Origin of the sequence: Rothia kristinae NBRC 15354 (assembly GCF_001570865.1) — a bacterium.
Classification (GTDB): Bacteria; Actinomycetota; Actinomycetes; order Actinomycetales; family Micrococcaceae; genus Rothia; species Rothia kristinae.
In genome coordinates this window covers 36,534-51,339 of record NZ_BCSM01000015.1, presented here as the reverse complement: position 1 = coordinate 51,339, position 14,806 = coordinate 36,534, and the positions used below count along the sequence as shown (strand labels likewise).

The window sequence follows — 14,806 nt, the reverse complement described above, 5'->3', positions numbered from 1 at the left end:
ACGGTGTGCGGCTCAAAGGGACCCTTGTCACACTCCGGCAGGATGATATACGATCCTGACAGATCCATCGGAGCATCCACAGGCAGGACCGCGCATGAGCATCGACCCCCGCAGCGACCGCGACGACGGCGCCCGCGATTCCGCCTCGACCGCCGTCCCCGTCCCCGAAGGCGCCCAGATCATCGCGGTGCACGTGGCCTACGAGTCCCGGGCCGCCCAGCGCGGACGGCGCCCCGAGCAGCCCTCCTACTTCCTCAAGCCCGCCGGCTCCCTGGCCGGTTCCGGCGGCGTCGTCGAGCGGCCCGAGGGCACCGAGCTGCTGGCCTTCGAGGGCGAGATCGCCCTGATCATCGGCGCCACCGCGCACCGCGTCGGCCTTGCGGAGGCCTGGGCGCACGTGGGGGCGGTGACCGCCGCGAACGACCTCGGCCTGTACGACTACCGCGCCGCGGACAAGGGCTCCAACCTGCGCTCCAAGGGCCGAGCCGGGTACACCCCGCTGGGCCCGGAGCTGATCGACGCCCGCGCCGTGGACCCCGCCGCGCTGCGCGTGCGCACCTGGGTCAACGGCGAGCTGCGCCAGGAGGACACCACCGCCGACGAGCACATGATCTTCCCCCTGGCCCGCTTCGTCGCGGACCTCTCCCAGCACCTCGTCCTGCGCCCCGGGGACGTGATCCTCACCGGCACCCCGGCCGGGTCCTCCGTGATCGCCCCGGGCGACGTCGTGGAGGTGGAGGTGGACGCCCCCGACGCCGCGGGGCACCCCACCAGCGGCCGGCTGAGCACCCGCGTGGTCGCCGGGCCCGGCGGCTTCGACGCCGCCCTCGGCTCCCTGCCGACGACGGATGAGAAGCAGCGCGAGGAAGCCTGGGGCTCCCGGGAAGCCGCGGGGCTGGTCCCCGACGACGCCGTCCCCGCCGAGTCCGCGACAGCCGAGTCAGCTCCGGCCGCGACCGCCCCCGCCGCCCCGGCTTCGGCCCGGCACCCCACCACCCCCGCCCCCCTGGACCCCGAGCTGCGCGCCCTGCTGGAGTCCACCCCCACCGCGGGACTCTCCGCCCAGCTGCGCGCCCGCGGCATCCACGGCATCGTCATCGAGGGGGTGCACCCGCTGACCCCGGGCACCCGGATGGTCGGGGTGGCCCGCACCCTGCGCTTCCTGCCCCTGCGGGAGGACCTGTTCGCCGAGCACGGCGGCGGGTACAACGCCCAGAAGCGGGCCTTCGACGCCGTGGGCGAGGGCGAGGTGCTGGTGATCGAGGCCCGCGGGGAGACCGGCTCCGGGACCCTCGGGGACGTGCTGGCCCTGCGCGCCCGCCACCTTGGGGCCGCAGGGGTGGTCACCGACGGCGGCGTCCGGGACTCCGCGGCCGTGGCCGGGATCGGCCTGCCCGTCTTCGCCGGCACCCGCCACCCGGCCGTGCTGGGGGAGCGGCACGTTCCGTGGGAGGCGGACACCGCCGTGGCCTGCGGGAACGCCGCCGTGCTCCCGGGGGACGTGCTCGTGGGTGACGACGACGGCGTCATCGTGATCCCGCGGGCCCTGGCCCGCGAGGTGGCCGAGGCCGCCCGCGAGAAGGAGATCCAGGACGAGTGGGTGGCCGAGCGGGTGGCCCAGGGGCATCCCGTGGACGGGCTGTTCCCGCCCGTCGGGACGTGGAAGGAGGCGTACCGGACATGGCGCAGCGAGCAGGGGTGACCGCCGTCGAGACCCCCGCCCCCACCGAGGCGGAGGCCGGGTTGAGCAAGGCCGAACGGGCCTACCGGTGGATCAAGGACCGCATCCACGGCACCTGCACCGAGCAGGTCTTCCCGCCGGGCCAGCGCCTGGTGCTGAGCACCCTGGCGGATCGGCTGGGCATGTCCGTGGTCCCGGTGCGCGAGGCCATCCGCCAGCTGGAGGCCGAGGGGCTGGTGACCTTCGAGCGCAACGTCGGGGCGCGGGTGGCCATGCGCGACGCCGCCGCGTACAGCGCCTCGATGCAGACCCTGGGCCTGCTGGAGGGCGCGGCCACCGCCGTCGCCGCCGAGCACCTCGCGGCCGAGGACCTGGACCGGGCCCGCGGCATCAACGACCGGATGGCCCGGCTGCTGGAGGACTTCGAGCCCGCCGAGTTCACCCGGCTGAACCACGAGTTCCACCGGGTGCTGTTCGACCGCTGTCCCAATCCGCGGCTGATCGAGCTGGTGGAGGCCGAGTGGGAGCGGCTGGGGCACCTGCGCGAATCCACCTTCTCCTTCGTCCCGGAGCGGGCCCGGGACTCCGTGGCCGAGCACGAGCAGCTGCTGGGCCTGCTGGAGTCCGATGCCGCTCCCGAGCGGATCGAGGCCGCGGCCCGGGCCCACCGAGCCGCGACCCTGGGCAGCTACCTGGCCCGCCAGCACCAACCGTCCAGCACCACCACCTGAGAGCAGGAGCCATGACCGAGAGCATCGAGCAGATCCAGCAGCAGGCCCGACCGGCGGACCTGCCGGAGGTCCTGCGCCACTACATCGGCGGGGAGTTCGTCGACTCCCTCGACGGGGAGACCTTCGACGTCCTCGACCCCGTGACCAACCGGCCCTACATCCGCGCGGCCTCCGGGATGAAGGCCGACGTCGACGCCGCCGTCGCCGCCGCGAAGGAGGCCTTCGAGCACGGCCCCTGGCCCGGGATGCTGCCGCGGGAGCGCTCCCGGGTGCTGCACCGGATCGCGGACATCGTGGAGTCCCGCGGGGAGGCGCTGGCCGCGATGGAGTCCTACGACTCCGGCCTGCCGATCACCCAGGCCCTGGGCCAGGCGCGCCGGGCCGCGGAGAACTTCCGGTTCTTCGCGGACCTGATCGTCGCCCAGCACGACGACGCCTTCAAGGTCCCCGGCCGCCAGGTCAACTACGTCAACCGCAAGCCCAAGGGCGTGGCCGGGCTGATCACCCCCTGGAACACCCCGTTCATGCTGGAGTCCTGGAAGCTGGCCCCCGCCATCGCCACCGGCAACACCGTGGTGCTCAAGCCCGCCGAGTTCACCCCGCTGTCCGCGTCCCTGTGGCCGGGGATCTTCGAGGAGGCCGGGCTGCCCGTCGGCGTGTTCAACCTGGTCAACGGGTTCGGTGAGGAGGGCTACGCCGGGGACTCGCTCGTGAAGCACCCGGATGTCCCGCTGATCTCCTTCACCGGGGAGTCCCGGACCGGGCAGATCATCTTCGCCAACGCCGCCCCGCATCTGAAGGGCCTGTCCATGGAGCTGGGCGGGAAGTCCCCCGCCGTCGTGTTCGAGGACGCGGACCTGGACACCGCGATCGACGCGACGATCTTCGGGGTGTTCTCCCTCAACGGCGAGCGCTGCACAGCCGGCTCCCGGATCCTCGTGCAGCGCGGGATCTACGACGAGTTCGTCTCCCGCTACGCCGCCCAGGCCGAGCGGGTGAAGGTGGGCCTGCCCTCGGAGAAGACCACGGAGGTCGGGGCGCTGGTGCATCCGGAGCACTTCGAGAAGGTCATGTCCTACGTTCAGATCGGCAGGACCGAGGCCCGGCTGGTGGCCGGCGGCGGACGCCCGGAGCAGTTCCCGGAGGGCAACTTCATCCGGCCCACGGTCTTCGCCGACGTCGCCCCCGAGGCCCGGATCTTCCAGGAGGAGATCTTCGGGCCGGTCGTGGCCATCACCCCCTTCGACACCGAGGAGGAGGCGCTGGCCCTGGCCAATGACACGAAGTACGGGCTGGCCGCCTACATCTGGACCAACGATCTGAAGCGCGCCCACACCTTCGCCCAGGCCACCCAGGCCGGGATGGTGTGGCTGAACTCCAACAACGTCCGGGACCTGCGCACCCCCTTCGGCGGGGTCAAGGCCTCCGGGCTGGGGCACGAGGGCGGCTACCGCTCCATCGACTTCTACACGGACCAGCAGGCCGTGCACATCAACCTGGGCGAGGTGCACAACCCCGTCTTCGGCCGGCAGGCCTGAGCCGCCCGGCATCCCTGCGGTCCGACGCCGCCCCGCCCGGGCGGCGTCGGGCCCGCCATCCTTCCCGACCCACCGACCATCACGAGCAAAGGCGCCGCAGATGAGCACCCAGGACACCGCCCCCATCCCCACTCCCTCCGTGCAGCCGCCGGACATCCTGCGCTGCGCGTACATGGAGCTGATCGTCACCGACCTGGCCAGGTCCCGGGAGTTCTACGTGGACCTGCTCGGCCTGGTGGTCACCGAGGAGGACGACGAGGCGATCTACCTGCGCTCCATGGAGGAGTTCATCCACCACAACCTCGTGCTGCGCCGGGGCCCGGTGGCCGCGGTGCGCGCCTTCTCCTACCGGGTGCGCACCCCGGAGGACGTCGACGCCGCCGAGGCCTACTACCGGGAGCTGGGCTGCCGGGTCGAACGCCGCCGGGAGGGCTTCGTCACGGGCATCGGGGACTCGGTGCGGGTCGAGGACCCGCTGGGCTTCCCCTACGAGTTCTTCCACGAGGTCGCCCACGTGGAGCGCCTGGCCTGGCGCTACGACCTCTACGGCGCGGGCGCGCTGGTGCGCCTGGACCACTTCAACCAGGTGACCCCGGACGTGCCGCGGGCCTGCCGGTACATGGAGGGCCTGGGATTCCGGATCACCGAGGACATCTCCGATGACCGGGGCACCGAGTACGCCGCGTGGATGCGCCGCAAGCCCACCGTGCACGACACCGCGATGACCGGCGGGAACGGGCCGCGGATGCACCACGTGGCCTTCGCGACCCACGAGAAGCACAACATCCTCTACATCTGCGACAAGATGGGCGCGCTGCGGATCTCGGACCGGATCGAACGCGGCCCGGGCCGCCACGGCGTCTCCAACGCGTTCTACCTGTACATCCTGGATCCGGACGGGCACCGCATCGAGATCTACACCCAGGACTACTACACCGGCGACCCGGACAACCCCGTGGTGCACTGGGACGTGCACGACAACCAGCGGCGGGACTGGTGGGGCAACCCCGTGGTCCCCTCCTGGTACACCGAGGCCTCCCCGGTGCTGGACCTGGACGGGAACCCGCAGCCGGTGGTGGACCGCGAGGCCGCCTCGGAGCTGGAGGTGACCATCGGCGCGGACGGCTTCTCCTACACCCGGGCCGACGACGAGGCCGGCACCTACCGGGGCGAGGCCGCCAAGGGCTTCAAGATCGGGAACCAGCTGTAGGGGGGCGTCATGCTGGATGAGAGGACCCGCGAGCAGATCGCGCAGCAGCTGCACCGGGCCGGCGAGGATCGGCGGCCGGTGCCGCTGCTGACCGCCCGCTACCCGGAGATGACCGTCGAGGACTCCTACGCCGTGCAGCGGATCTGGGCCCGGCGGCAGGAGGAGGCCGGGCGGCGCAGGGCTGGGCACAAGATCGGCCTGACCTCCAAGGCCATGCAGGAGGCCACCGGCATCGACGAACCCGACTACGGGGTGATCTTCGATGACCAGGTCCGCGACTCCGGGCACGTGTTCGCCTGGGAGCGGTACACGCACCCGCGCATCGAGATGGAGCTGGCCTTCGTCCTGAAGGACGACCTCGTCGGTCCCGGGGTGAGCATCTTCGACGTCCTGCGCGCCACCGAGTACGTCGTCCCCGCCCTCGAGGTCTTGGACTCCCGCATCGCGATGGAAGGCCGCACCATCGTGGACACCATCGCGGACAACGCCGCCCTCGGGGCGATGGTCCTCGGCGGGAGCCCCGTCGCCCCCGAAGCCGTCGACCTGCGATGGGTCGCCGGGACCCTCTCCCGCAACCAGGAGATCATCGAGACCGGGGTGGCCGCCGGCGTCCTGAACCACCCCGCCAATGGGGTGCGCTGGCTGGCCGATCGCCTCGCGGGGCACGGGGACCGGCTCGAGGCCGGGCAGATCATCCTCGCCGGCTCCTTCGCCCGACCCCTGTGGGTCCATCAGGGCGACACCGTGTACGCCGACTACCGAGAGCTGGGGACCATCACATGCCGTTTCGAGTAGAGCTCCCGCCGACCCTCGCCGAGCGGCTTGCGGCCCGACCCGGACAGAGTGCGGCGGACGGCGTCGAGCCCGGCCCGGGCGGCGTCGCACCGGAGGCTCCCGCGCCCCTGGCCGGGATGTGGGTGTGCTCCGGGTCCCCGACGGTCGCGGAGATCGCCGGGGCCGCCGGGATGGACTGGGTGCTGATCGACGGCGAGCACTCGCCCATCGGCCTGGAGACCATCACCGGGCTGCTGCGCGCGCTTGCGGCCTATCCCGCGACCCCGGTGGTGCGGGTCCCGGCCCTGGATGCGGTGGTGATCAAGCAGGTGCTGGACGCCGGGGCGCAGAACCTCCTGGTGCCGATGGTGGACACCGCCGAGCAGGCCGCCGACGCCGTGCGGGCGGTGCGCTACCCGCCGGCCGGGGTGCGCGGGGTGGGCTCCGCCCTGGCGCGGGCCTCCCGGTGGAACGCGGTGCCGGAGTACCTGGCCCGCGCCGCGGGGCTGGTGTCCCTGACGGTGCAGATCGAATCCGCCGCGGCGGTGGAGCAGGCGGCGGCGATCGCGGCCGTCGAGGGCGTGGACGCACTGTTCGTGGGTCCGGCGGACCTGGCCGCGTCGATGGGGCTGCTGGGTCAGCAGGGCCACCCGGAGGTGGTGGCCGCGGTGCACCGGGTCTTCGACGCCGCCCATGCCGCGGGCAAGCCCGTGGGGGTGAACTGCTTCGACCCGGAGCGGGCGCGGGAGTACGCGCGGGCCGGAGCGGACTTCCTCTCCGTCACCGCCGACGTCACCCTGATGATGCGCGGCGCCCAGGAGGCCGCGGCCTCGCTGCGCTGACCCGGTGACCCGGCTCTCTCGTTCCCACCCTTCCCGTGGGAGACCCCCGACCCGGCGCTTTCGTTCCCACCCATCACGCGATCCGGCGCATCTGTTCCCGAAATCGTCGTTTTCGGGAACGGATGCGCCGTCTCGCGTAGGCGGAGGGGGTGGGAGGGAACGAGAGCGCCGTCTCGCGGGTGCAGCCGGGGCCGGGAGGGCATGAGAGCGCCGGGTCGGTGGGCTCAGGGGAGCGGCTGGGAACCGGAGCGCCGGCTCGGGTGCGGGGGAGTGGGCTCCGGCAGCTCCCGCGCGTCCACCAGCTCCGCTCCGGCCAGGGCATAGGAGAGGCCCCGGTGGTTCCGGGTGGGGATGACGGCGATCAGGGCGGCCAGGATCCACAGTCCCAGCGCCAGCGTGAGCACCGCGGTGCCGATGCCTTCCGCGGCCGCCGCGGCCTCGGCGCGCACCGCCACGTACACCCCGGCCACGCTCAGCGCCCGCACCAGGGACCGCCACAGCGGCAGTCGGCGCGACCCCGAACCCTCCACCGCCGCGTGCGGGGTCCGGCGCACCGGGGCCAGCCACACGGCCTTCTGCCCCGCCGAGGCTCGCGTGCCGGTCACGGCGGGGACCAGGACCCACAGCAGACCGGGCAGCAGCACCGTCGTCGTCCCCTGGATCCCGGCGGAGGGTCGCTGCCATCCGGTGACGTGGAAGAGCATCGCCGTGGCCGTGGAGGCGGCCAGCGTCACGACGCCGATGCCCAGCCAGTCCAGCAGCATCGCGAACCACCGGCGCCACACGGTCACCGGGCGGGGCACGCGGCGGGTCGCGGCCAGCTCCGCGGAGGACGGCATCCACGCCAGGAACAGCGGGGCCACCACCGCGCCGATGAGGGCGCCGGTGGTATTGGCGATGAGGTCATCGACGTCGGCCAGCCGGTAGGCGCACGGGTAGAGGAACCACAGGCCCGTGTACTGCGAGGACTCGATGAGCAGGGAGCCGAGGAACCCGGTGACGGTGGCGGTGAGCCAGCTGCGCTTGAAGAAGCCGCGCACCAGCATCCCCCACGGCAGGAACAGCACCACGTTGAACACCACCTGCAGGGTCACCCGCGAGGTCAGCATCCCGGTCGTGGACAGCCCCGCCGTCTGGGTGCGGATGTCCTGCAGGAAGTGGAAGGGGACCAACTGGATCGCCGAGCCGCCCTAGCAGTCCAGGCTGCCCGGCTCCGGCAGCGGCAGCATGGTGTACGCGAACAGCCCGGCCGCGTAGAGGCTGACCGCGAGGCTGCCGATGATCCGGCGCAGCGGCGGGTGCCCGTAGCGGCGGTACTGCCACACGAGCAGGGGGATGAGGACCGCGAGGAACAGCAGGGTCCCCGCACCCAGGCCGATCCACAGCGGCCAGATCCATTCCTCCACGCGCGCATCTCCTCGGGGTCTCGACGTCGGCCGGTGCGGACCCCCACGCTACACGCGGGTTCGGCCCCTCCCGACGCCGACCTGCCCCCTTCCCAGCACCTGCCGATGCCGAGACGGCGCTGTCGTCCCCGAATCCCGCCGGAAGGGGAACGGAAGCGCCGGCTCGCGGGGAGGGGCCACGGGTGATCGGGTTCACGGATCGACGCCGCCGGGGGTAGGGTGGCACCCAACAAAACGAAAGGCGTTCGTTATCTGGTGGCCGCTGCCGGATTCCGCACCCTGATCGTCCGCGACCCTGACAAGGAGCGCCCGTGAGTTCACGACCCCGTCGCGAGGTCCCCATCCACACCTCCACCTCCCCGGCGGTCTCCCGGCGCCTCCGCTCGAGGAGGGAGGCCCCCGTCAGCATCCCGGGTGAAGGGACGGGCCGCGCCGGCGATGCCGAATCGCAGGTCTCGGGCAAGGGTCTCAGCGTCGGGAAGGTCGGACTGCTCGGGGCCGCCGTCGTCGGCATCTCCGTGATCGCTCCCGCCTACACCCTGGCCGGGGCGCTGGGGCCCACGGTCTCCGTCGTCGGGGTGCACCTTCCGGCGATCTTCCTGCTCGGCTTCGTGCCCATGCTGCTCGTGGCCGCGGGCTACCGGGAGCTGAACAGCGCGATGCCGGACTCCGGAACCACCTTCACCTGGGTGACCAAGGCCTTCGGGCCCCGGATCGGATGGATCGGCGGGTGGGGGCTGCTGGCCGCGACCGTGCTGGTGCTGTCCAATCTCGCGGGGATCGCCGTGGACTTCTTCTATCTGCTGCTCGGGCAGATCTTCCGCAGCGACGCCATCACCGGCCTCTCCGGCAACGTGGCCGTCAATGTCCTGACCTGCCTGGTGTTCATGGCCGTCACCTGCGCGATCTCCTACCGCGGCGTGGAGGAGACCCAGCGCTTCCAGTACGTGCTGGTCGGCTTCCAGCTGCTGATCCTCGTCGTCTTCGCCACTGCCGCCCTGGTGCACGTGGCCCACGGCACTGCCTTCGACGGGCACACCCCCTCCATCGAATGGTTCAACCCCTTCGGCGTCGGCTCCTTCTCCGCCTTCTCCGCGGGCATCTCCCTGTCGGTGTTCATCTACTGGGGCTGGGACACCGCGCTGACCCTGAACGAGGAGGCCAAGGATCCGCAGAAGACGCCGGGTCGGGCCGCGCTGCTGGGGATCAGCGTCGTCGTCATCCTCTACCTCCTGGTGGCCTGCGCGACCCTGGCCTACTCCGGCACCGGCGACGGCGCCCTCGGCCTGTCCAACCCGGAGATCCAGGAGAACGTGTTCGCTGCGCTGGCGACCCCGGTGCTCGGGCCGCTCGGGGTGCTGATGTCCCTCGGAGTGCTGATGTCCTCGATCGCCTCGCTGCAGTCCACCATGGTCTCCCCGGCGCGCACCATGCTGGCCATGGGGTTCTATGGCGCTCTGCCGCGGCGGTTCTCCCGCATCCACCCCCGCTTCCAGACCCCCAGCTACGCGACCGTCACCTCCACGGCCATCGCCGCCGGGTTCTACACCGTGATGCGCGTGGTCTCCGAGAACGTCCTGTGGGACACCATCTCCGCGCTGAGTCTCATGGTCTGCTTCTACTACGGCCTCACCGCTCTGGCCTGCGTCTGGTACTTCCGCCGCCAGGCCTTCCGCTCCGTCGGGGCGTTCCTGCGGATGCTCCTGGGGCCGCTGCTGGGCGGGGTGCTGCTGCTGATCTTCTTCGTGCGCACCACCGCGGACTCCTTCGACCCGGCCAACGGCTCCGGATCCGAGCTGTTCGGGGTGGGCCTGGTGTTCATCCTCGGCGCGGGGATCCTGCTGATCGGGGTGGTGACCATGCTGGTGCTGTCTCGGACGATGCCGGCCTTCTTTCGCGGGGAGATCGAGGTCGCCCCGGGTGCGGTGGACCGCCCTGAGTGACCCGCGCCGCCTCAGCCGAGGATGCGAGTCAGGCGCCGTTCCAGGCCGGTGAGGATGCCGTCCAACCCGATCTCGAAGGCCTCGGTCGCCGCCGCGGGGCCTCCCGTGGTCTCGTACAGGCCGTGCACCCGCGCCATCACGGGAAAGCGAGAGCTCAGGGCGCCGGGGGCGAAGATGTCCTGCGGTGCGGCGGCATCCAGTGCGCTGCCCAGCAGGAACGCCTCCAGGGTCTCCACCACGCGCAGCACCAGCGGCTCCGGCCACCCGGCGGCGAGGAAGCCGCGGATCACGGTCTCGTACATCTGCAGAGTCTGCGGGGCCTGGGCCACGGGGGTCAGGGCCAGGGCCGCCACCATGGAGGGCTGGGCGGAGAACGCCCGGAAGTAGGAGCGGGCCCAGGCTTCCGCGGCATCGCGCCAGGCTGCGGCCCGCGCGGCGGGATCTGCGAGCGGGGAGGCGGCGGTCTCCACCTCCGGTGCCTCGGGGCCCGCCCCCGCGGCCAGGCCCGCCAGGGCGGAGGCGTCGATGCCGCGCGCGACGTCGTCGGAGATGCGCGCGAGCACCTCGTCCTTGGAGCCCACGTGGTTGTACAGGGAGGAGGGGGCCACCCCGAGCCTGCGCGCCAGCATCGTCATGGTGAAGCCCTCGCCCACGGATTCCAACAGGTCCCGGGCGGCGGCGACGATGCGCTGCGGGTCCAGGACGGTGCGGGTGGGGCGGCCGCGACGGCGCGGGGGCTTCTGGGTCACGGCCTCGACCTTACCGCCGTCGCCGTGCCGGACCGGGGTGACGCGGGGCGCATCCGCAGGCTACACTGAAAAACGAACAGCATTCGTTTATAGGCCGCGTCGCGAAAGGTCCCCGTCATGACGTCCAGCACCCCCACCGCCCATCCGGACTGGCCCACCCGCGAGGTCGACGTCGTCGTCATCGGCGCCGGTCCCTCCGGCCTGAACGCCGCCCGGGACCTGAAGAGCGCCGGGAAGAGCGTGGCCGTGCTCGAGGCGCGCCAGCGCGTGGGGGGCCGCACCTGGTCCAAGGAGGTGGACGGGCACTTCCTGGAGATCGGCGGCCAGTGGATCTCCCCGGATCAGACCGCCCTCCTGGAGCTCGTGCGGGAGCTGGGCCTGCGGACCTACTCCCGCTACCGCGACGGCGAGTCCGTCTACCGAGCCCCGGACGGCACCGTCACCCGCTACACCGGCGAGATGTTCCCCGCGTCGGAGCAGACCCAGGCGGAGATGGCCCGGCTCATCGGAATCCTGGATGACCTCGCCGCGCAGATCGGGCCGCACGAGCCCTGGGCCCATCCCCTGGCCCGCGAGCTGGACACCATCAGCTTCCACCACTGGCTGCGCGAGCAGTCCGCGGACGAGGAGGCCTGCCAGAACATCGGCCTGTTCATCGCCGGGGGGATGCTCACCAAACCCGCGCATGCCTTCTCCGCGCTGCAGGCCGTGCTCATGGCCGCCTCCGCCGGCTCCTTCTCGAACCTCGTGGATGAGGACTTCATCCTCGATGAGCGCGTGCTGGGCGGCATGCAGTCCGTGTCCACCACCATCGCCGAGCAGCTCGGGGAGGATGTGATCCTGGAGCACCCCGTGCGCGTGCTGCGCTGGCAGGAGGAGGGCACCCACCCCGTCCTGGTGGAGGCGGAGCACTTCACCGAGGACGGCGAGGCCGACGGCGGCGGGGTGCTCGTGCGGGCCCGTCGCGCCGTCGTCGCCGTGCCGCCGAATCTCTACGAGCGCATCTCCTTCGTCCCGGCGCTGCCGCGGCGCCAGCAGCAGATGCACCAGCACCAGTCCCTCGGCCTGGTGATCAAGGTCCACGCCGTGTACGAGACCCCGTTCTGGCGGGACAAGGGCCTGTCCGGCACCGCCTTCGCCGCGGACCACCTGGTGCAGGAGGTCTACGACAACACCCACTGGGATCCCGCCACCGGGCAGGAGCACGCCCGGGGCACCCTGGTCGGCTTCGTCTCCGACGAGAAGGCGGACGCCATGTTCGAGCTCACCGCGGAGCAGCGCCAGGCCGCGATCCTCGATGCCATCGCCGAGCTGCTCGGCGAGGAGGCCAAGCACCCGGTGGTCTACTACGAGTCCGACTGGGGCGCGGAGGAATGGACCCGCGGGGCCTACGCCGCCAGCTACGACCTCGGCGGACTGCACCGCTACGGAGCGGACCAGAACGCCCCCGTGGGCCCGATCCACTGGTCCTGCTCGGACATCGCCGCGGAGGGCTACCAGCACGTGGACGGCGCGGTGCGCATGGGCCGGAAGACCGCCCGAGAGATCCTCGAGCAGCTGTGAGGTACGTCGTCGGGTACACCCCGAATGCGCGGGGACGCGATGCCCTGAACCTCGCCGTGGCGATGGCCCGCTCCCTGGACGTGGGCCTGGACATCGCCTACGTGGTGAAGGTCGAGGAGACCTTCTCCCGCGCGCTGAAGGGCGGCGGGAACTACACCCAGATGGTCGAGGCGCAGGCCAAGCGCTGGCTGACCGAGGCCGCCCAGCTCATCCCGGACGACGTCGACGCCTCCTTCCACCTGCACCGTGCGGCCAGCTCCGCCACCGGTCTGCTGGAGCTGGCCGAGATCCGCGGCGCCGGGGCCGTCCTGGTCGGCGGAGCCAAGGTCAGCACCTGGCGCCGCCACGGCATCGGTTCCGTCTCCAACGCCCTGCTGCACCGGGCCACCCTCCCGGTGATCCTGGCCCCGCGTGAGGCGGATCCGCAGGAGCGCCTGACCCGGATCGACTGCGCGGTCAGTCCGGAGGAGGACGGCATGGGGCTGGTCGCCGAAGCCGTGGCGACCATGAACCGCACGGGTCTGCCGCTGCGGCTGGTCACCCTGGTGGACGAGACCAAGGAGACCAGCCGCGGGGCGCGGGCCACCGTGGAGGACATGCTGCGCCGCAGCCCGGTGCAGCCAGAGGATGCGGATCTGCTGAGCGTGGAGGTGGGGGTGGGCCGGTCCATCCCGGAGGCCGTGGACTCGGTGCACTGGGGGACCGGCTCCCTGCTGCTGGCCGGATCCTCCAAGCTCGCGGAGGCGGGGCGGCTGTTCCTCTCCTCCACCACCTCGAAGATCCTCACGGCCCTGCCCATCCCCCTCGTGGTGGTCCCCCGGGATTATCAGCCCGGCCGCAACGGCTCCACCGCCCTGCCCTGGACGGGCGCCCTGCCCGCCATCCGGCGCGACTAGAATCACACCCGGGGGCGGCGCTGCCGCCACCCGCCCACCGACCCCTCGGACCTCCGAGAGAAAGAAGTGCGTTCCTTGTCTGAGATCACCTACCGCCTGCCGCAGGAGATCCGCCTGACCGGGGAGTTCCCCGGGCCCAAGTCCCGGGAGCTCACCGAGCGCCGCGCCCGGGTGGTGCCCGCCGGTGTGGCCTCCTCCACCCCGGTGTACGCGGCCGACGCCGACGGCGGCGTCGTCGTGGACGTGGACGGCAACTCCCTGGTGGACCTGGGCTCCGGCATCGCCGTGACCTCGGTGGGCGCCTCCGCCCCGGCCGTGGTGGACGGGGTGCGCGAGGCTGCAGCGCACTTCACCCACACCTGCTTCATGGTCACCCCCTACGAGGGGTACGTGGCCGTCGCGGAGCAGCTGAACGAGCTGACCCCCGGGGACCACGAGAAGCGCACCGTGCTGTTCAACTCCGGTGCCGAGGCCGTGGAGAACGCGGTGAAGATCGCCCGGGCCGCGACCTCCCGCAACGCCGTCGTCGTGTTCGACCACGCCTACCACGGGCGCACCAACCTCACGATGGCCCTGACCGCGAAGGCCGCCCCGTACAAGGCCGGCTTCGGGCCCTTCGCCCCGGAGATCTACCGGGTGCCGATGAACTACCCGTACCGGGAGGCCGCCCCGATCGGCGGGAAGGAGGCCGCGGAGCGGGCCATCCAGCAGATCGAGAAGCAGATCGGCGCGGAGAACGTGGCCGCGGTGCTGATCGAGCCGATCCAGGGCGAGGGCGGGTTCATCGTCCCCGCGGATGGCTTCCTGCCGCGCCTGTCCGAGTGGACCCGGGACAACGGCGTCGTGTTCATCGCCGACGAGGTGCAGGCGGGGTTCTGCCGCACGGGGAAGTGGTTCGCCGTGGATCACGAGGGCGTGGTCCCGGACCTGGTGACCACGGCCAAGGGCATCGCCGGCGGGATGCCGCTGTCCGCGGTGACCGGGCGGGCCGAGCTGTTCGACGCCGTGAAGCCCGGCGGGCTCGGCGGCACCTACGGCGGCAACCCCGTCTCCTGCGCCGCGGCCCTGGGCGCGATCCAGACCATGCGGGACTGGGACCTCAGCGCCCGCGCCCAGGCCATCGAGGCGCAGGTGCGCTCCGTCCTTGAGCCGCTGGTGGAGGAGCTGGACATCGTCGGCGAGTTCCGCGGGCGCGGGGCCATGCTCGCGCTGGAGCTGGTCTCCGACTCCGCCTCCAAGACCCCGCACCCCACGGCCGCCAAGGAGATCGCGTCCTACTGCATGGACCGCGGGGTGATCGTGCTGACCGCCGGCACCTACGGCAACGTGATCCGGCTGCTGCCGCCGCTGGTGATCGGGGAGGAGCTGCTGGGCCGGGCCCTGGAGATCCTGGCCGACGCCATCCGCGCGGCGGCCTGATCGGCGTTCCCGTTCCGTAACAGGACAGGAGGAAGCTGGGAGGATCACCTCCCG

13 protein-coding genes are annotated in these 14,806 nt (G+C 72.0%); 10 read left to right on the top strand and 3 right to left on the bottom strand.

The window, feature by feature from the left end; genetic code table 11:
- The first annotated feature begins 94 nt into the window (after positions 1-94).
- From KKR01S_RS09245 to KKR01S_RS09220, 6 genes are all read left to right on the top strand, one after another.
- Positions 95-1,702 carry a fumarylacetoacetate hydrolase family protein gene (locus KKR01S_RS09245; protein ID WP_061225847.1) on the top strand — a complete coding sequence of 536 codons (1,608 nt, stop codon included), beginning with the start codon at positions 95-97 and terminating at the stop codon, positions 1,700-1,702.
- Positions 1,681-2,412, top strand: a complete 732-nt coding sequence (locus KKR01S_RS09240) for a GntR family transcriptional regulator (RefSeq protein ID WP_081101679.1) — start codon at positions 1,681-1,683, stop codon at positions 2,410-2,412. The genes KKR01S_RS09245 and KKR01S_RS09240 overlap by 22 nt, the downstream gene beginning before the upstream one ends.
- 11 nt (positions 2,413-2,423) lie before the next feature.
- On the top strand, positions 2,424-3,950 hold the full coding sequence (locus KKR01S_RS09235) for an aldehyde dehydrogenase (RefSeq protein ID WP_061225846.1): 1,527 nt from the start codon (positions 2,424-2,426) through the stop codon (positions 3,948-3,950).
- Between the two features lie 100 nt (positions 3,951-4,050).
- On the top strand, positions 4,051-5,160 hold the full coding sequence (gene hpaD / locus KKR01S_RS09230) for a 3,4-dihydroxyphenylacetate 2,3-dioxygenase (RefSeq protein WP_061225845.1): 1,110 nt from the start codon (positions 4,051-4,053) through the stop codon (positions 5,158-5,160).
- 9 nt (positions 5,161-5,169) lie between these two features.
- Positions 5,170-5,955: a 2-keto-4-pentenoate hydratase gene (locus KKR01S_RS09225; protein ID WP_061225844.1), complete on the top strand. Its 786-nt coding sequence runs from the start codon at positions 5,170-5,172 to the stop codon at positions 5,953-5,955.
- Positions 5,940-6,776, top strand: a complete 837-nt coding sequence (locus tag KKR01S_RS09220; protein ID WP_081101678.1) for an HpcH/HpaI aldolase family protein — start codon at positions 5,940-5,942, stop codon at positions 6,774-6,776. Before KKR01S_RS09225 ends, KKR01S_RS09220 begins: the two co-directional genes overlap by 16 nt.
- A gap of 224 nt (positions 6,777-7,000) precedes the next feature.
- Here KKR01S_RS09220 and KKR01S_RS09215 read toward each other — a convergent pair whose 3' ends face one another.
- On the bottom strand, positions 7,001-7,948 hold the full coding sequence (locus KKR01S_RS09215; protein WP_061225843.1) for a VanZ family protein: 948 nt from the start codon (positions 7,946-7,948) through the stop codon (positions 7,001-7,003).
- A gap of 18 nt (positions 7,949-7,966) precedes the next feature.
- A complete protein-coding gene (locus KKR01S_RS09210) occupies positions 7,967-8,182 on the bottom strand; it encodes a hypothetical protein (RefSeq protein WP_061225842.1) in 216 nt (71 codons plus the stop codon).
- Between the two features lie 407 nt (positions 8,183-8,589).
- Here KKR01S_RS09210 and KKR01S_RS09205 point away from each other — a divergent pair, with 407 nt between their 5' ends.
- Complete coding sequence (locus tag KKR01S_RS09205) at positions 8,590-10,125, top strand: APC family permease (protein WP_058731178.1); 1,536 nt, start codon at positions 8,590-8,592, stop codon at positions 10,123-10,125.
- An 11-nt stretch (positions 10,126-10,136) separates the two neighbouring features.
- Here KKR01S_RS09205 and KKR01S_RS09200 read toward each other — a convergent pair whose 3' ends face one another.
- Positions 10,137-10,874: a TetR/AcrR family transcriptional regulator gene (locus KKR01S_RS09200; RefSeq protein ID WP_061225841.1), complete on the bottom strand. Its 738-nt coding sequence runs from the start codon at positions 10,872-10,874 to the stop codon at positions 10,137-10,139.
- A 117-nt stretch (positions 10,875-10,991) separates the two neighbouring features.
- On the opposite strand from KKR01S_RS09200, the gene KKR01S_RS09195 reads away from it, so the two are divergent.
- The 3 genes from KKR01S_RS09195 (at position 10,992) to gabT (ending at position 14,752) form a co-directional block, all read left to right on the top strand.
- On the top strand, positions 10,992-12,437 hold the full coding sequence (locus tag KKR01S_RS09195) for a flavin monoamine oxidase family protein (protein ID WP_061225840.1): 1,446 nt from the start codon (positions 10,992-10,994) through the stop codon (positions 12,435-12,437).
- Positions 12,434-13,333 (top strand): universal stress protein, encoded by a 900-nt coding sequence (locus tag KKR01S_RS09190; RefSeq protein WP_058731174.1) that lies wholly within the window; start codon positions 12,434-12,436, stop codon positions 13,331-13,333. Before KKR01S_RS09195 ends, KKR01S_RS09190 begins: the two co-directional genes overlap by 4 nt.
- A gap of 75 nt (positions 13,334-13,408) precedes the next feature.
- Complete coding sequence (gene gabT / locus KKR01S_RS09185) at positions 13,409-14,752, top strand: 4-aminobutyrate--2-oxoglutarate transaminase (protein ID WP_061225839.1); 1,344 nt, start codon at positions 13,409-13,411, stop codon at positions 14,750-14,752.
- Positions 14,753-14,806 lie beyond the last annotated feature (54 nt).

Excerpts from the sequence above, each read along its gene's own strand:
- hpaD (WP_061225845.1), top strand. The coding sequence starts at position 4,051 with ATGAGCACCCAGGACACCGCCCCCATCCCCACTCCCTCCGTGCAGCCG.
- KKR01S_RS09245 (WP_061225847.1), top strand. The coding sequence starts at position 95 with ATGAGCATCGACCCCCGCAGCGACCGCGACGACGGCGCCCGCGATTCC.
- KKR01S_RS09240 (WP_081101679.1), top strand. The coding sequence starts at position 1,681 with ATGGCGCAGCGAGCAGGGGTGACCGCCGTCGAGACCCCCGCCCCCACC.
- KKR01S_RS09220 (WP_081101678.1), top strand. The coding sequence starts at position 5,940 with ATGCCGTTTCGAGTAGAGCTCCCGCCGACCCTCGCCGAGCGGCTTGCG.
- KKR01S_RS09195 (WP_061225840.1), top strand. The coding sequence starts at position 10,992 with ATGACGTCCAGCACCCCCACCGCCCATCCGGACTGGCCCACCCGCGAG.
- KKR01S_RS09225 (WP_061225844.1), top strand. The coding sequence starts at position 5,170 with ATGCTGGATGAGAGGACCCGCGAGCAGATCGCGCAGCAGCTGCACCGG.
- KKR01S_RS09235 (WP_061225846.1), top strand. The coding sequence starts at position 2,424 with ATGACCGAGAGCATCGAGCAGATCCAGCAGCAGGCCCGACCGGCGGAC.